Genomic DNA, 16,431 nt, shown 5'->3' on the forward strand with positions numbered 1-16,431 from the left:
GTCGGCGCCCCGACGAGCGGACGGCGCCAAACCGTGACCTGGCTAGAGGTCGAGACGGTCGATCGTCCACTTGATGTCGTCGAAGTGCGGCATCTCCCGACCGTCGTCGACGCCGATCTCCCGTTTGATCAGGGCCTCGAGTTTGGCGCTCGAGGCCATCACCACCTCGGCGTTCTCCCCCTTGGTGGCCGCCAGGTTCGTCATCTCCGCCGGGTCGGTCTGCAGGTCGTACAGTTCGACATCGTTGGCCTTGTACAGCTCGTCGAGGGTCTGCGGCAGGTTGCGCTGGGTGGGCGCGAAGTAGCGGGTGAACTTGTAGCGGCCGTCGAACATCGTCCGCAGGCTGCCCCGCTTGGTCAGGTCGGGCCGGTATCCCGCCTCGGCCATCGCCTGCTTGGGGTCCTTCTTGGCAGCCTTGGCGTCGGCGACGATCCGGATGACCTCGCTGTCGTTGGTGGCCAGCCCGCTGTAGGTGAACAGCACAGCCTCACGGACCGTGTGTTGGTCGGCGGCGCGCGGATTGCCCAGTGCCGCACTGAAATCCTTGCCCGGCAGGTCCCGGCCTGCCACCTCACCCTCGTTACCCGCCTTGACGCCGGCGAAGGCCAACAGGCTCGGCGCCAGGTCAATATGTCCGGTCAGTGATGAAACGCTTTGTCCCCCAGCGACATCCGGGTGCACGATGTGCATCGGAAGGTGGATGGCCTCCTGATAGGCGAACGGCCCCTTGCCGCGCAGGCCGTGGGCGCCACCCATCTCACCGTGGTCGCTGGTGAACACCACGATGGTGTTGTCGGTCAGCTTCAGGTTGTCCAGCTCGGCGAGCAGCAACTGCAGCTGCTGGTCCACGCTGCGGATGCTGTTCAGGTAGAAGTCCGAGAAGCGCCGCCAGCGCTCCTCCTCCGGCGGGATGGTGCCCAGCGTATAACCCCAGGCCTTGAGGTACTCGCCGTGCGCGGCGGGCCGACCCGGCTCGTTCATCGGCTGGGTGAGGTTCTTGGGCAGCGCGGTGTCCCAGGTCTTGGCGTAGAGCTCGTTCTCCGGCGCCCGGGCGGCCTCCATCAGCAGCCTGCCGTTGTCCTGGACGTTCTGTCCGGGGGCGTCGGTGTTGAAGTACATGATGTCGTGCGGATTGACCAGGCTGACGAACAGCGCCCACGGCTTGTTCTCATCGGCCAGCGTCCGGCCCTGATCGCGCAGCCACGACACGGCGCTGCCGCCGATCATGTTGTCGTAGTGGTAGCCACCAAGGGTGTGGGTCAGGACGTCGCCCGGCCAGACGTAGTCGGAGAAGCCGTAGGCCTCCATCTCCTTGGTGAACAGGTGGTCGGGCTGCTCGGTCTCGAAGGCACTGTTGAGATGCCACTTGCCCTTGTAGGCGGTGTAGTAGCCGGCCTTGCGCAGCATGTCCCCGACGGTCGGGATGTCCGGGTTCATGGAGTTGACGTAGGGCATGTCGACGTTCTCGAACATCCCGTTGTCCGGTGTCTGCAGTCCGGTCAGGATGACGGCGCGCGAGCTCGTACACATGACGGCCGGGCAGTAATGATTGGTGAACGTGACACCGTCAGTGCGGAGCCGCTCCCGGCCCGGCAGTGACATCCCGGACGGCCACTCGGTGAAGTAGCGCTCCTGGTCGGTGAAGACGAACACGATGTTGTGCTTGGCGGCCGAGGGCAGGCCGGACTTGGGAGCCGACGGCGTGCTGGCCGGCTTGGGTGCACACGCGGACAGCGCGGTCGAGGCCAGCGCGGTGGAGGCCAGTGAGACACCCGCCATGGTCAGGAAGGTCCGCCGACTGGGTCCTTCAGTGGTAGCTGTCACGCGGCTCGTGTCCCTTCCACTCTTGATGTAGCGATACGTACACTAAGCACATGTCGTTGCCCGGTCAACCATGCGAGGACCCCAGCGCCGCGTCCGAAGACCCGGATTCGGCCCGGTCGCGCCCGGCGCGGCGCACCCGCGCCAACGGAGACCGGTCGCGTGAGCGCATCCTGGACGCCGCCACTGAGGTGGCCACCGAACGCGGCTACGACGGGACCACGATCTCGTCCGTCAGCAAGGCCAGCGGACTGCCCCCGACGTCCATCTATTGGCACTTCACCGACAAGGACGACCTGATCGCGGCAGTGATCGACCGCAGCTACCAGCGCTGGCTGGGCGCGCTGAGCCTGCCCGAGGGAGCGGACGCGGCCCGCTGGGCCGGCCAGATCGGGACCCAGGTGGCCAAGGCGCTCCAGGAAGCCCCGGACTTCCTGCGCCTGGGGCTCAAACTGGCGCTGGACCGGCGGCCGGTCGAACGACGGGCCAAGCGCAAGTTCCTGCAAAGCCGCGCCAGCACGTTCGACCAGTTCGCCCGGCTGATCCGCCAGATCGCGCCGGAGCTCGACGACGACAAGGTCGATCTCCTCACGACCTATCTGATCGCCGGTGCCGACGGCCTGTTCATCGCCGGCGAGATCGACGACGATCCGCAGCGGTTCGTCGAACTCTTCGAACTGCACGCGACGGTGGTCCTGCAATCGGCGATCGACGTGGTCACGTCCCGCCCCCGCTACTGATCAGTAGCCTGCCGACGTTGCCCGGCGGCGACCCTTGACGTGAAAGTTGCGTTCTTACCAGAGTTTTAGGCAGAGCTCCCGGCGGCCTTAGATTTGCGGCATAGCGTTTGGGTCATCGGTGGGAACGCCACCCGGCGAACCCACATCGGCACACCGACCGGAATGAGGCTGCAGATGACGAGTTTCACCTCTCGCTATGGCAACCCCGCTGTTGACTACAAGGGTGCGCACGTTCGCGCCCACTTCCGGCATGTGGCGACCGTCGCCGCGATCAGCGGCCGCATCGACGCCTCCAACGTCGACCACCTGACGAACTCCGTCGCGCGCTTCGTGCTGGCCGACCAGCCGTTCATCCTGGACCTCAGCGGGGTGGAATCCTTTAGCCCGCAGGCACTTCGGCTGCTGTTCGCCCTCGATGACCGCTGCTCGGCAGTCGGCGTCGACTGGGCGGTGGTGGCCAGCGAGGCCGTCAAGCGCCGGCTCCGGATCCGCAACAACGACGTGCTGTTCCCGGTCGTGGGGTCGCTGGCCGAGGCCGAGCACGAGTTCGACGACGCGATCCTCAACCGTCGCCGGTTCCTGCTGCCGCTGCTGAGCAAGACGGCCTGAGCGCGAGACGCCGGGTGCTCCGGCGCGCGTACCCTGTTTGTCGTGGGTCAAACATCAGCAATCCTGACCGCCGCATCAGCGACCGCGGTCGCGGTCCTTGTGGGGGCGGGCGTCGCCGGCGCTGATCCCGCGACACCGGATCCCTCCCCCGCGCCGTCGACCAGCACGACCGCACCCGGCGTTCCGGCCTTATCGCTGCCGTCGTCGGCCACACCGACCTCCACCGCACCCGCGGTCCCGCAGTCGGCGATGGACCACAACGGCACCTACAAGGTCGGCACCGACATCGTCGCGGGCACCTACACCTCGGCTGGGCCGGTCGACGGCGACAGGTGCTATTGGAAGCGCATCGGCGGCCCGGACGGCGCCACCACCCTGGACAACGCGTTGAGCGCAAAGCAGCAGGTGGTGCAGATCGAGCCGACCGACACCGCCTTCAAGACCAACGGATGCCAGCCCTGGCAGCTCACCGACGCGCCGCCGCCGGGCGAGAACCCGCCCTGGCTTTCCGGCATCCAGTTACGCCACTATCTCGACGTCATCAACGGGTTGTCGGGAGCGTCGGGCAACGGCACAGTGCCGACCTCCTAGGCCGACCTCCTGGGCCCAACTCCTCGCCTGGCGGCTAGTGGCTGCCCACGCCCCAGTGCAGCACCCGTGAGGTGACCAGCACCAGGACCAGGGATACGGCGGCCACCACGACCAGCCCGATGACCGCGACGACCAGCGGACGCCATCCGGTGCGGGCCAGTTCCCTGAAGTTGGTGTTGAGTCCGACGCCGGCGAACGTCAGCAGAAACGCCCACTTGGACACGTTCGCCAGGTTGGTGCTCTGGCCCTTGGTCAGCCAGCCGGCGGTCGCGATCGCCGAGACAGCCAGAAAGCCCAGGACGAACTTGGGGAACTTCTCCCAGATGAAACGCGCCTTGGCGGCGAACCCCGGGGCGATCTCGTCGGCTTGGCCGCGCGACGACCAATAGAGCGCAAAACCCAGGACGACGAACCCGATCAAGGAGTTGCGCACCGACTTGACCAGTACCGCCAGCTTGCCCGCCTCCTCGGAGAAGAGGTAGCCGGTCGCGGTCGTCTCCGCGGTGTTGTCCACGGCGAGCCCGGCCCACAGTCCGAACTCGTGGTCGCTGAGACCGAGCAGGTGGCCCAGCACCGGCAGGGTGAACAGGGCCACCGCACCGAGGGCCAGGATGGCGGCGATGGCGTAACTGACATCGGAGTTGCGAGCCCGAATGGCTCCCTTGGAGGCCACGATGGCCGACACCCCGCAGATCGAGGTGCCGATCGCCAGCAGCGATCCGAGCTTGCCGGAGAGGCCGAAGAGCCGCGCGGCGGCCAGGATGATCGCCCCTGCGATCGTCATGTCGAGCAGGATCTGCACCAGCGAGATGCCGCCCAGCTTGACGATGTCGCCGAGGACGAACCGCGCACCGAGGGCGACGATGCCGATCTTCAGCCAGAATTCGTAGGTGCGGATGCCGGGCCGGAAGACGGGGTGCACACCCACCGTGTTGGACACGATCAAGCCGAACACGATCGCCCACAGCACGTATTCGATGTCCGGAACGGTCCAATGATGGTGTTTGGCAAGCGAATTCCACTCCACCTGCGCGTACTTGCCCAGTAGGCCGATCCCCACCAGAAGCAGAACGCCGGGGACGTAGTCCAGCAGGTTACGGCTGGTGAAGATCGGGTCCTCGGTATCGGTCGCAACGTCGACGGTGCTCATGGTGTCACCACGGAATCTTGGGCAGGACGCCTGCCACCGCCAGGACGACGAAGACTCCGGCGACGATGGTGGCCCACCAATCCACACCGAGATGGAATCGTCGCTGACTGCTGTGACCGGGCAGGTCCGGTTCGGTCATGGTCACCCCTGTTCGCCGATGCTGCGCTACGGCATCGATGTTCACCGACTCTCTCGCAACGGGACCAGCAATCCGCTCGGGCTGATTCCAGCGATCATGCGGCGTCCGCTATTTGGCGGTGGCGCCGCTGGCCGGGATCGGCGACGGGCAATAGTCGTGATCCTGGAGTTCCTCCCCGCCGGCGATGTCGCCGGCCTGGGCATCGGCGCGGTCGGCGAGTACGACGAACCCGGGTGACCCGCCGACGTTGTCCGCCCCGACCACCACGAGCGTGTAGCTGCCCATCTCGGTGCGCGCGCCGGGCAGGCCGTCGGCCATCAGCGTGAATGGGTTGGCGGTCAACTCGGTGCCCGGCACCGCCATAGCCCAGTAGGTGTGCCCAACCAGCGGCACCGGCAACGGCTCCCAGCGCGGACCGATGGACCCGGCCGCGGTGCGCAATGCCTCGCGGACATCGGCGCGCACACAGTCGATGTGGATGTGCAATTGGTTCTGGCTGCGCGACACCGCGGAGTTGATCGCCAAGCTCACCCAGTCCCTGGGTAACGTGCCGCCGGCCCGTTGCTCGACGAACGCCCGCGCCAGCCACGCGGCGGCGAAGTAGTTCGGGGCGCCGGGTTCGAGCAGTTCGGGGCTCTCGATCCCGGCGATGCGCGCGGTGGGTAGCAACAGGTACTGCCGGTCTCCGATGAAGTCCTTCATCACCGCGTAGCCGTCGCGCTCGCCGCCCTGCAGATCGATCTGCGCACACGGCGCCGGGTCCCGATGGGCGAGTTCGTCGGCGACGCACTGGTCGTGCACGACGGTCCACAGCGCATTCGGGTCGGCGTGAGCGGTCACCGCAGTAGGGATCGCCACCGCCACTGCCGCCAGCGCGGCGGACATCTTCCCGAGCACCGCCACACCCTATGACTCGGTACGGCCGGGACACCGACCAGCGCAGTCGATATCCGCAAAAGCGGATCACTGGCAACTCTGTGTCCGTATCTGCGGATTTCTCCGCTAGGCTCCGGTAGTGCCCCAGATCAGAATCCGCGAGGCCGCCGAGCTACTCGGCGTCAGCGATGACACGGTCCGCCGCTGGATCGACGACGGCGCCCTGCCGGTGAGCAACGAGGCGGGCGGACCCAAGACCATCGACGGTGCCGCACTGGCGGCATTCGCCCGCGACCATGCCGCAGCCGCACCCAAAGACCCACTCACGGTCGCGAGTTCGGCGCGAAACCGATTCGCCGGCTTGGTGACCAAGGTGGTCACCGACACCGTGATGGCTCAGGTCGAATTGCAGTGCGGGCCGTTCACCGTGGTCTCGCTGATGAGTAGCGAGGCCGTCCGGGAGCTCAACCTCGAACCGGGCAGCATCGCGGTCGCCGTCGTGAAAGCCACCACCGTGATCGTCGAGACCCCGGGCGGGCAGTCATGAACCGGGCCCTGCCCACTCTGGCCACGGCGCTGGTACTCGCGGCACTGCCCGCATGCAGCTCCGGCCAGCACGCCTCGGCGCCGAGCGCAGGAGCCCCTGACAACACGGTCATCGTGTTCGCCGCGGCATCACTGAAGAAGACCTTCAGCCAGATCGGCGACCAATTCCGCAAGGACAACCCTGGCGCGTCCGTCGAGTTCTCGTTCGCCGGCTCCGCCGACCTCGTCACCCAACTCACCCAGGGCGCCCACGCCGACGTCTTCGCTTCAGCCGACACCAAGAACATGGACAAAGCCGCGGCCGCCGGACTGCTCGCCGGCCAGCCGGTGAACTTCGCCTCCAACACGCTCACGATTGCCGTCGCACCCGGAAACCCGAAGAAGATCAACAGCTTTCGCGATCTGACCAACCCCGGCGTGAGCGTCGTCGCCTGCGCCCCCCAGGTGCCGTGCGGCGCTGCCACCCAGAAGGTCGAGACGGCCAGCGGCGTGGACCTGCACCCGGTCAGCGAAGAGTCCTCGGTCACCGACGTGCTCGGCAAGGTCACCAGCGGTCAGGCCGACGCCGGGCTGGTATACGTCACCGACACCGCCGCGGCCGGTGACAAGGTCACCTCGGTGCCGTTTCCGGAAGCCTCGGGTGCGGTCAACACCTACCCCATCGCCACCCTGGTTCAGGCCAAAAACCCCGCGCTGGCAGCACGATTCGTCGACTTCGTGACCGGGCCCACCGGCCAGCGGATTCTCGGGCAGGCCGGTTTCGGCAAGCCCTGATGTGGCAGGCTCGGTGCGTGGATCTCCCCCGCCCCGACCCCGGCGTCCCGCATCTGGCCGACGTGGTGCCCGCCGTGCTCGCCGCGATGGGCGCCGGCGGTTTCGACTCCCGCATCACACTGCCGGGTCCGATCGCCGGGGCCTGCGTGCTGCTGATCGACGGCCTGGGCGCCGAACTGCTCGACCGCCACAGCGCCGACGCGCCGGTGATGTCCGAGCTGCGCGGCCCGACCCTGCAGGTCGGTTTCCCCTCGACGACCGCCGCCGGGCTGGCCGCCGTCGGCACCGGCTGCACCTCCGGCAGCCACGGCATGGTCGGCTACTCGTTCCGGGTGCCCGACGTCGGGGTGATCAACGCGCTGCGCTGGCGCCCGTATCCCTGGGGTGAGGATCTGCGGGAGACGGTGGTACCCGAGACCCTGCAGCCGCTGCCGACCACCTTCGAACGCGCCGCGGCGGCCGGGATCGCCGTGAGCGTGATCTCCGGCGCGGAGTTCACCGGGTCCGGGCTGACCCGCGCGGTGTTGCGCGGTGGGCGCTACGTGGGCGTGCACGCGCTGGGCGACCTGGCCGCACAGGTGAGTTCGACGGTGCGGGCCGGCGGCTTCTGCTACGGCTACCACAGCGAGCTCGATCTGCTGGGCCACCTCTACGGACCGGGATCGCAGCCATGGCGGATGCAGCTGCGCCACGTCGACCGGCTGGTCGAATCCGTGGTCGCCGAGTTACCGCCCGGGGGCCTGCTGTCCGTCGTCGCCGACCACGGCATGGTGACCGTCGATGGTGACGAGTCCATCGATATCGACAGTGTCCCAACGCTTTTCGACGGTATCGAGGCTGTGGGCGGAGAACCGCGCGCCCGACACGTGTACGCCCGCGACGGTGCGGTGCACGACGTACTGGCCACCTGGCGGGAGACCCTGGGCGCGCGAGCGTGGGTGCTGGCCCGGGATGAGGCGATCGACGCCGGCTGGTTCGGCGAGACCGTCGCCGATCGGGTCCGGCCGCGCATCGGTGACATCGTGGCGGCCGCCCGCGACAACGCTGCGCTGCTGCGCCGCACCGTCGAGCCGGGCGAGTCCGCACTCGTCGGCCACCACGGCTCACTGACGGGCGCCGAGCAGCTCGTCCCGCTGCTGCTGGCCTACCGCTGAGCCGGCCGGTGCAACCGGGCTTTGTGCCGGTACATGTCGGCGTCGGCGCGGCGGATCAACTCCTCCAGATCATCGGTGGGACCCCACGTCCAGCCCACCGATGCCGACAACGTGACGTCCACCGGCCCCACCGCGTAACGCCCGGTCAGCACGGTGCAGACGTCCTGGGCCAGGCCCGCCACCACCGACGTCTCGTCGGCGGCGGGCGCCAGGACGATGAACTCGTCGCCACCAAGGCGGAACACTGAATTCGGCTGGAGCACAGCACTTTTGAGCCGCTGCGCGACCTCCGCCAGGACATCGTCGCCAGCCGCGTGTCCGTGCTCGTCATTGACCCGCTTGAACCCGTCGAGGTCGACGAAGACGATGCCGACCGGGGCGCCCGGTGCCACCGCCCGGTGCTCGTCGATCCGGCTGACCAGGGCGTGCCGGTTGTGCAGGCCGGTGAGGTGGTCGGTGACCGCCAGCCGGGCCAACTCGGCTTCGGCGCATCGCCGCGCTGTCACATCCTGGAACTGCGCGATCACAACGTCGTCGGCGCCGTACTCGGCCCCCGGGGCCAGCACCGCGGTGCGCTGCAGCCAGATGACCGAGCCGTCGCAGCGCACATAGCGGCGTTCGGAGGAGATCTGCTGGACCGCACCGCTCAACAGCGATGCCATCTCGTTCTCACCGGTGGCCACGTCGGCGGGGTGCACGTAGGTCCGGTAGTCGGCCCCGGCCATCTCCTCGAAGCGGTATCCGAGCAGATGGCAGAGCGCCGGGTTCACCCGCAGCACCCGCCCGCTGGTGGTCAGCACGGCCTCCCCGAATGGGGCGTTGGCCATGCTGATCTGGAACAGCCGCAGCGCCGCGTCACGCTCCCGCTCGGCCTCGACGCGGTCGGTGATGTCGACGGCGTGACAATAGAAGCCGCGGATCTCGCCGGCGATGATGTCGGGAATGTAGGACGCGTCGAATTGCCGGGGCCGCCCGAGCGGATCGATCAAGGTGGTGGTGAAGACCTGCGGGTTGCCCTCCAGGACGGCGTCGACGTAGGTCTCGAGCGTCGCGTAGAGCTCCGCACCGAGGATTTCGCGCATGTGCATGCCGCGGATCTCGCCGCGGCCCTGCCCGAAATACTCGACATAGGTGCGGTTGGCCAGCAGATTGCACCGGTCGCGGTCCCAGTAGCCGATGAGCGCGGGCAGCCGGTCGATGAGCAGCCGCAGCCTACGGACGTCCTCCGCGACGGACAGCTCTTCATCCAGCACCGAATACGGCCCCCAATACCGTTTGCGCACTACCGCCGACCAATTTACATCCAGGTCAATACAGGGTAAAGGAACGGCGCCGCAAGCGCCTTCACGCAGGTCGCGCTGCCGACGAGTTAAGGTACTGCGTCGTGATCGTGCTGCTGCCGCCGTCGGAGACCAAACAGGCCGGAGGCGACGGCCCACCGCTGCGGCTGGATGCGCTGAGCTCGCCGGACCTGACCCCGATGCGTACCGCCCTGGTCGACGAACTCGTCGAGCTGGCCTCCGACGTCGAGGCCAGCCGGCGGGCGCTGGGCCTGTCGGCGTCCCAGGACGGCGAGATCGCACGCAACGCCGCTCTGCTCACCTCGCCGACGTTGCCTGCGATCGACCGGTACACCGGCGTGCTCTACGACGCGCTCGACGTGGGCTCCCTGCGGGGTGCCGAAGCGGCTCGGGCCCGGGCCCGGCTCGCGGTGGGTTCGGCACTGTTCGGGGTGCTCCGCGCCGACGACGCGGTGCCCGCCTACCGGTTGTCGGCATCTTCCAAACTGCCGGGGCGTCCGACTCTGGCCGCCCGCTGGCGGCCTGTCCTGGAACCCGTCCTCGCCGAACTGGCCGCCGCCGAACTGGTGGTCGACCTGCGGTCGGGCTCCTACGCGGGGCTGGGCAAGCTGGCTTCGGCCGTGCGGGTCGATGTCCTGGCCCAGCACCCCGACGGCCGGCGCACCGTGGTCACCCACTTCAACAAGGCGCACAAGGGCCGGTTGGCTCGGGTGCTGGCGGCGAGCAGATCCGAACCCGGTGACGCGGCGGCGGTCGCGGCAGTGGCACGACGGGCCAAGATGCAGGTCGAACGGGACGGGAACGAGCTGACGATCATCGTAGGGGCCTGAGCCGAAGCTCTGCCACGATGGTGTGATGAGCAACCGGTGGCAGAAGTCCACGGCGCCGCGCGGTGACGACTACGACGCACGCTGGCGTTCGCTGGCCGAATCCGGCCAGAACATCCACGGCGAGGCCGATCTGGTCGAGCAGCTGATGCGCGATGCGGGGGCCGAGTCGGTCTTGGACGCGGGCTGCGGAACCGGGCGGGTGGGCATCGAACTGGCCCGCCGCGGGTTCTCGGTCGCCGGGGTGGACGCCGACGCCGGCATGCTCTCGGCGGCCCGCAGAAAGGCACCCGATCTGCCGTGGGTGCAGGCCGACCTTGCCGCTCTGGGCGCTGCGATGCCCGGTCCGTTCGACCTCGTGCTGCTGGCCGGCAACGTGATGATCTTCCTCGAGCCGGGCACCGAAGCTCAGGTGCTGGCCGGTGTGACTGCTCGGCTGGCACCCGGCGGTCTGCTGGTCGCCGGCTTCAGCCTGCGGCCCGACCGCCTGCCGATCGAGCGCTACGACGAACTCGCCGAGCAGGCCGGCCTGGCCCTGGTATCCCGGTGGTCGACGTGGGATCGCCAGTCTTTCGCCGGCGGTGACTACGCGGTGTCGGTGCACCGCAACGGCTGACGCCGCCAGTGACCGAACGCCGCAAATCAGTCCATCTGCCGGTTTTGCCGCCACGGGGGTGGCCAGCCCTGTTACGGTTCGCTAGGCTCGGTCCCCGGCCATGGCCGCCGGGTGTAAATGGATTGCTGGTCACCCATGAGCCGATCTGATCGTCGAGGGGACTGTGGATGAGGTTGCCGTGGGTAGGCCGCAGCCTCAATCAGTACTACACGCTCACCGCGATGCTGGCCGCGCGCGGTGCGCAGACGTTCACCTCGCGCGTCATCGCCTCATTCCTGTTCGCGTTGGGTGCTGTGCTGCTGGTGGTGCTCATCAGCCCGATTCCGCTGCATGAGCCGGCGGGGACGCCGCTGCTGGCCGGCGTGGTGGTGGCCTGCTTCGTCACCGGCGCACTCTGGCTGCGCCACCGGTGGCCGACCCGCACCGAATCAGCCCTGCTCGCCGCGGGTTCCATGATCGGTGTCCCGGTCGCGTGCCTGGTGCCGGCCGACCCGATGTACGGACTGCTGGGCGCGCCGTCGTTCGCCCTGATGATCGGATACGCGGCGCTGTTGCACGGGATGCGACTGCTCGGCGCGATCATCGGGGTCGCGATCGTGACCATCGGCTACCTGGCGATCCAGGTCGGCCAGCACGACGCGCTGATGGCCGTGGTGTCCACGGTGATGCTGCTGCTGTTGGTCGCTTTCGCCGCTTTTTCCTGCCGCCTGGTGGTCAGGTTGACCGGAACCGCGGTCGGGCCCGACGGTTTCGAACCGCTGACCGGACTGCTCAACCGCGAATCGTTCTACGAACAGACCGCGACCCTGCTCGCCTCTCGTAACCGCGACGACGACCGGTACCTGGTGGTCGCGTTGGTGACCATCGACAGCTTCGCAGCGATGGTCAGCGTGCTGGGCAACCGCGGCGGCAACCGGGCCCGGATCGCAGCAGGCCAGGCCCTGCGGGAAACGGTGCGCCGCAATGCCATCGTCGCCCACATCGGGGAAGCCGAGTACCTGATCGCCGACACGTTCACCACCACCGACCCGTCCCCTCTGGTCGAGCGGGTCCGTGGCGCGATCGCCGGCAGCCCGACCGGGATGACGGCGAGCATCGGCGTGGTCAGCACGCCGCTTCGGCCGCTGGTGGAGGCGCCCCCGCACGATGTTCTCGACGAGATCGTGGCGCTGGCGACGACGGCGATGTTCGACGCCCGTCGTGCCGGCGGCAACCAGGCCCGCTATGTGGTGCGCCCGACGCTGAGCGTGGTCGACGACGATGACGACGACGAAGCGCCGTTGATCTGATCTGGTGCGTCAGGGTGCGGCGGTGATCTCTACCGCCAGGTGATCGGCGATCGTCTGCACCGCAGTCCAGTTCCCGCCCCGCAGCGCGGACGCGAGTTGGTCCACCATCGGGCTGTGCACCCCGAGTTCGGCCAGCCAGTCCGACACGGTGGCAGCGATCTCGTTGATCGTCACCGTCACCGTCCGGCCCTCGTGCAGCCGATCGGTGAGCCGAAAGGTGGGTGGGCCGACCCGGGACCGGCGCGCGATCAGGTGACATCCGAACCCGTTGCGCATCAACCGAATCATGGCGTTTCCTCCCCGTGCGCCCGCCCTACCTCACTGTCCTGCCGATCGGCCATCGGCGCCAAGGGCACTAGGTCACCCACTCGACGGGGCCAACGGCACCGCCTGTCGCGGTGCGCGGCGGTATTGTCTGCCGCATGAGTTCCGGCCACGAACACAAGCCCCACCGCGAATTGCCGCCCGGGATGGCCGAACAGCTGGATCTGCCGTACGCCGGCGTCGCCTCGTTCGGCAATCGGCCCTTCCTCACCGAACCCGAGCAGCTGGACTCCTGGCAGCCCGACGTCGCGATCGTCGGCGCGCCGTTCGACGTGGCGACCACCAACCGTCCGGGTGCCCGATTCGGCCCACGGGCCATTCGTTCCACCGCCTATGAGCCCGGGACATATCACATGGATCTGGGCCTGGAGATCTTCGACTGGCTCGAAGTGGTCGACTTCGGCGACGCCTGGTGCCCGCACGGTCTGACCGAACAGTCGCACGCCAACATCCGCGAGCGGGTGCACACCATCGCCTCGCGCGGCATCGTGCCAGTGATCCTCGGCGGTGACCACTCGATCACCTGGCCGGCGGCCACCGCAGTCGCTGAGGTTCATGGCTACGGCAACGTCGGGATCGTGCATTTCGACGCGCACGCCGATACCGCCGACATCATCGACGGCAACCTGGCCAGCCACGGCACCCCGATGCGACGGCTGATCGAATCCGGTGCCGTGCCGGGAACCCATTTCGTCCAGGTCGGCCTGCGCGGCTACTGGCCGCCGCAGGACACCTTCGAGTGGATGCAGGAACAGGGCATGGTGTGGCACACCATGCAGGAGATCTGGGAACGCGGCTTCAAAGAGGTGATGAACCAGGCGGTCAGTGAAGCCCTGGCCAAGGCCGACAAGCTTTACGTCTCAGTCGATATCGACGTGCTGGACCCCGCGCACGCACCCGGCACCGGAACGCCCGAGCCGGGCGGTATCACCAGCGCCGACCTGCTGCGGATGGTTCGCCAGCTGTGCTACGAACACGACGTCGCCGGGGTGGACGTCGTCGAGGTGGCACCGGCCTACGACCACGCCGAACTGACCGTCAACGCCGCGCACCGGGTGGTGTTCGAGGCTCTGGCCGGGATGGCGGCCCGCCGGCGCGACGCCGCCAACGCCAAGCCGGGCCCACCCTCACCGCTGGCCCGTTAGTTCCCCGGGTCGCTTCGCTCCAGCCCGCCGTATCAATAATCGGATTCGGCAGCCAGGATCTCGGCCAGGAAAGCACCCGGGCGGGGTTCAGCCAGCCGGTTCCTGGCGAACCGCCGGATGCGTTCCCGCACTTCGGCGGTCTCGTCGACCTCAGCCCCTACGGTCACCGTGGTGGCCGTCCAGTCGGCGTCCCAGGCCTGCGCCGCCATGAGCGGTTCACCGGCGGCACCGAGGAGCGGCAGCGTCGCCCGGCCCTGCGCATCGAGCGCACCTTCCGCCCGGAACTTGTTGTTGCGCAACCTAATCGATATTCCATCCGGGGTTCCCCGCCCGAGTGTCAGCGTGCTGAGCACCGCCACTGCCTGACCGTCCTGCACAGCGATGGTCCAGCGCACAGTGTCCTCGGCCGCATCGAACACCGACCCGGGCACACCGCTGTAGGTCATCGACGCCGCTCCCCTGGCGATCACCCCGGCAGATTCGGCCATCGTGTCCCGGCCCGCGGCCAGTGCGTAGTCGTCCTGGCGGCCCGCTGCCGCCGACGGCACCGTCGAGAGGACCTCGATCGCGTCGGCCACCGCGGACCACCCCGGCGCCAGCAGTCCCATCTCTTCGACGAGATCCACACAGCGGCGGGCCAGCTCCACGATCCGGGGGTCTCCCCCGGCCACCAGCTCGACGAACGTCGCGGCATGCGGGGCCAGCAGGTCGGTGATGTCCGAGTCCAGCGTCCCGTCGCCGAAGAAGTCCTCGGCTCCGATGGTGGCCACTGCGAGTTCGGCGTCCAGGACGGCCGGATCCAGCGCGGCGATCGCGTCCCGGATGCTCTCCGGCCAGAATCGGCGCAACCAGTGCCCCAGCGCCACCCGGCGAAGCGGCTCCAACGAGCCGGGACGGACGTCGATGCCGGGCAGATCGAGCACGGCCGCGGCATCGGGCGGGGCACTGCCGGCGGCCTCGACGAGCGCGTGATGGCCGGCCTCGCCCACCACCCGCCACCACCAGTCCGCCCGGCCCGGATCGGTCAGGGTGATCCGCGCGGCGGCCTCCGGGGCGTCGACCGTCCACGCCAGCACCGCCCCGTCGACCTCCACCACCGCGGCCAGCGGCACCGGGGCGGGCGCAGGCCCGATGCTCCACATTCCCCCGTCAGCGACCAATCTCATTGCTGCACCTGGACTTCCAGCATCGCTTTGATGCGCTGGCGGTGATCGAGGCTCACCGATCGGGCCACTCCTTCGAGCAACGCCCGGATGTCGTCGACGTCGTCGCACGACTCCTGCCATACGTCACGACCATGCAGGCGGGCCCACAGCCGGCTCAGATACGGGCGGGCGAACGCGGCCAGGTCGTCGACGACGGGGCGCTGGCGGGGATGCATCGGCCCGCCTGCGGCCAGTGCGCGGCGGGCATGCAGCACGTAGGCCTCCTTGCGCAGCCGGGCCTGGATGGTGGCCGCCAGCCCGTAGCGAGCACTCGCCTGCTCATCGAGCGGTCGCAGCTCCCCGGCCACCTCGATGCCGGCAATCAGCGTGGCCTGTCGGTCCTCACCCAGGAGACCCCATGGCGCGCAGGCCCGGTCGACCTCCTCGGCACACAGCAGCGGAACATCGGGCAACTCGTCGCGATCCAGGGCACGGCGCAGGGTGGCCCGGACCCGATCGACCACACCGCGATCCAGCGGTCGGGAGTCGGCATCGCCGGTCAGCGGTGGCGGCCGCAGCGGCAACTGTGCGGTCAGCCCCAGTACCACGATCGACCACGGCAGCTCGGCGCCGGCGACCCGGGCTGCCGCACCCACGTTGTAGGGTGTGGCGTCGGCGATCAGCGCGGTCCAGACCCGTTGCCGGGCAACCGTTTCCCGATGTGAATCGGCCGGCCCCAGAACTGTGGTGAGGCCGGCGAAGAACGGTCCGGTGATGGTGTCGCCGGGTTGCACATCACCCCAGCTGTGCTGCAGCTGGCGGGTCAGTCGCGTGACGACCTGCGGGTTGGCCAGGTGCCGGTTCAACACCTCCACATCAGTGCGGTCGCGGTCGTCGTGCAGTGCCCGCAGCGTCGTCTCGGCCACATCCGCACCGTCGAGGGCGGGTGCGCCCTTGGTGACCGCCAACTCGAAACAGACCGGGAAATACAGATCCTGGGCATTGCCCGTGGTCACCCGCAGCCGTCGGCGCTGCGACTTCATCAGCGCGAACCACGCCGCGGTGGCACGCAGCGTCTCGGCGTGCTCGGCGATCACGCCGGTCATCTCGGCGGCGACGTCGGCGGTGACGAACGGGGCCGAGTAGGCGGTGTTGGCCCGCAGCCTCAGCACCAAGGGGTCGAGGATGCGCTTGACGGTGCGGCGCAGCGGGCCGCCGTCGTCCCCGCTGAGCACCTCGACACCGGACCCGATCGCCCGCCACGCACCATCGATGACCGCCCGCCGCGGCACGGCCGCGCCGGCGGTGAGCACCGATCCCGGCCCGGCGTCCATGCCGTCAGAATAGAGGCCCGGCAAAGTTGGGTTCGGTAGTGCGGCCGCCA

General features: G+C 68.7%; 18 protein-coding genes. 10 read left to right on the top strand and 8 right to left on the bottom strand.

What is annotated here, in order from left to right; translation table 11 throughout:
* Positions 1–42 precede the first annotated feature (42 nt).
* Entirely contained in the window at positions 43–1,824 is a 1,782-nt protein-coding gene (locus G6N35_RS06795; RefSeq protein WP_246224237.1) for a sulfatase family protein, read from the bottom strand.
* Between the two features lie 50 nt (positions 1,825–1,874).
* Between G6N35_RS06795 and G6N35_RS06800 the strand changes: the two genes are divergently transcribed.
* The 3 genes from G6N35_RS06800 (at position 1,875) to G6N35_RS06810 (ending at position 3,761) form a co-directional block, all read left to right on the top strand.
* Positions 1,875–2,561 (top strand): TetR/AcrR family transcriptional regulator, encoded by a 687-nt coding sequence (locus G6N35_RS06800; protein WP_163803564.1) that lies wholly within the window; start codon positions 1,875–1,877, stop codon positions 2,559–2,561.
* 174 nt (positions 2,562–2,735) lie between these two features.
* On the top strand, positions 2,736–3,170 hold the full coding sequence (locus G6N35_RS06805; RefSeq protein WP_163803565.1) for an STAS domain-containing protein: 435 nt from the start codon (positions 2,736–2,738) through the stop codon (positions 3,168–3,170).
* A gap of 42 nt (positions 3,171–3,212) precedes the next feature.
* Complete coding sequence (locus G6N35_RS06810) at positions 3,213–3,761, top strand: Rv1352/Rv1906c domain-containing protein (protein ID WP_246224238.1); 549 nt, start codon at positions 3,213–3,215, stop codon at positions 3,759–3,761.
* A gap of 34 nt (positions 3,762–3,795) precedes the next feature.
* Here G6N35_RS06810 and G6N35_RS06815 read toward each other — a convergent pair whose 3' ends face one another.
* The 3 genes from G6N35_RS06815 to G6N35_RS06820 all read right to left on the bottom strand — a co-directional run bounded on the left by G6N35_RS06815 (position 3,796) and on the right by G6N35_RS06820 (position 5,947).
* Positions 3,796–4,911 carry a YeiH family protein gene (locus G6N35_RS06815; protein ID WP_163803566.1) on the bottom strand — a complete coding sequence of 372 codons (1,116 nt, stop codon included), beginning with the start codon at positions 4,909–4,911 and terminating at the stop codon, positions 3,796–3,798.
* A gap of 4 nt (positions 4,912–4,915) precedes the next feature.
* Positions 4,916–5,050, bottom strand: a complete 135-nt coding sequence (locus G6N35_RS27580; RefSeq protein WP_281357082.1) for a hypothetical protein — start codon at positions 5,048–5,050, stop codon at positions 4,916–4,918.
* Between the two features lie 108 nt (positions 5,051–5,158).
* A complete protein-coding gene (locus tag G6N35_RS06820) occupies positions 5,159–5,947 on the bottom strand; it encodes a CDP-diacylglycerol diphosphatase (RefSeq protein WP_246224239.1) in 789 nt (262 codons plus the stop codon).
* Positions 5,948–6,065: 118 nt separating this feature from the next.
* Between G6N35_RS06820 and G6N35_RS06825 the strand changes: the two genes are divergently transcribed.
* Genes G6N35_RS06825 through G6N35_RS06835 form a run of 3 tightly spaced genes read left to right on the top strand, consistent with a single transcriptional unit; the run spans position 6,066 to position 8,400 of the window.
* On the top strand, positions 6,066–6,473 hold the full coding sequence (locus G6N35_RS06825) for a TOBE domain-containing protein (RefSeq protein ID WP_163803567.1): 408 nt from the start codon (positions 6,066–6,068) through the stop codon (positions 6,471–6,473).
* Entirely contained in the window at positions 6,470–7,246 is a 777-nt protein-coding gene (gene modA, locus G6N35_RS06830; RefSeq protein ID WP_163803568.1) for a molybdate ABC transporter substrate-binding protein, read from the top strand. Before G6N35_RS06825 ends, modA begins: the two co-directional genes overlap by 4 nt.
* Positions 7,247–7,263: 17 nt before the next feature.
* Positions 7,264–8,400 carry an alkaline phosphatase family protein gene (locus tag G6N35_RS06835; protein WP_163803569.1) on the top strand — a complete coding sequence of 379 codons (1,137 nt, stop codon included), beginning with the start codon at positions 7,264–7,266 and terminating at the stop codon, positions 8,398–8,400.
* Here the strand turns inward: G6N35_RS06835 and G6N35_RS06840 are convergent.
* Positions 8,391–9,683: a GGDEF domain-containing protein gene (locus tag G6N35_RS06840; RefSeq protein WP_163803570.1), complete on the bottom strand. Its 1,293-nt coding sequence runs from the start codon at positions 9,681–9,683 to the stop codon at positions 8,391–8,393. The two genes, G6N35_RS06835 and G6N35_RS06840, sit on opposite strands and share 10 nt — an antisense overlap.
* 101 nt (positions 9,684–9,784) lie before the next feature.
* On the opposite strand from G6N35_RS06840, the gene yaaA reads away from it, so the two are divergent.
* From yaaA to G6N35_RS06855, 3 genes are all read left to right on the top strand, one after another.
* On the top strand, positions 9,785–10,531 hold the full coding sequence (yaaA, locus tag G6N35_RS06845) for a peroxide stress protein YaaA (protein ID WP_163803571.1): 747 nt from the start codon (positions 9,785–9,787) through the stop codon (positions 10,529–10,531).
* A gap of 25 nt (positions 10,532–10,556) precedes the next feature.
* Entirely contained in the window at positions 10,557–11,144 is a 588-nt protein-coding gene (locus tag G6N35_RS06850) for a class I SAM-dependent DNA methyltransferase (RefSeq protein ID WP_163803572.1), read from the top strand.
* A gap of 167 nt (positions 11,145–11,311) precedes the next feature.
* Complete coding sequence (locus tag G6N35_RS06855; protein ID WP_163803573.1) at positions 11,312–12,433, top strand: GGDEF domain-containing protein; 1,122 nt, start codon at positions 11,312–11,314, stop codon at positions 12,431–12,433.
* 9 nt (positions 12,434–12,442) lie between these two features.
* Here G6N35_RS06855 and G6N35_RS06860 read toward each other — a convergent pair whose 3' ends face one another.
* Entirely contained in the window at positions 12,443–12,721 is a 279-nt protein-coding gene (locus tag G6N35_RS06860) for an Rv2628 protein family (RefSeq protein WP_407664515.1), read from the bottom strand.
* Between the two features lie 182 nt (positions 12,722–12,903).
* On the opposite strand from G6N35_RS06860, the gene speB reads away from it, so the two are divergent.
* Positions 12,904–13,902 (top strand): agmatinase, encoded by a 999-nt coding sequence (gene speB / locus G6N35_RS06865; RefSeq protein ID WP_163807523.1) that lies wholly within the window; start codon positions 12,904–12,906, stop codon positions 13,900–13,902.
* 32 nt (positions 13,903–13,934) lie between these two features.
* On the opposite strand, the gene G6N35_RS06870 is transcribed toward speB, so the two are convergent.
* Both G6N35_RS06870 and G6N35_RS06875 read right to left on the bottom strand, forming a co-directional pair.
* On the bottom strand, positions 13,935–15,068 hold the full coding sequence (locus tag G6N35_RS06870; RefSeq protein ID WP_163803574.1) for a hypothetical protein: 1,134 nt from the start codon (positions 15,066–15,068) through the stop codon (positions 13,935–13,937).
* Positions 15,065–16,381, bottom strand: coding sequence for a hypothetical protein (locus tag G6N35_RS06875; RefSeq protein WP_163803575.1), 1,317 nt, complete (start codon positions 16,379–16,381; stop codon positions 15,065–15,067). Before G6N35_RS06875 ends, G6N35_RS06870 begins: the two co-directional genes overlap by 4 nt.
* Between the last annotated feature and the right edge of the window lie 50 nt (positions 16,382–16,431).

The organism is Mycolicibacterium anyangense (assembly GCF_010731855.1).
GTDB classification, from domain to species: Bacteria; Actinomycetota; Actinomycetes; order Mycobacteriales; family Mycobacteriaceae; genus Mycobacterium; species Mycobacterium anyangense.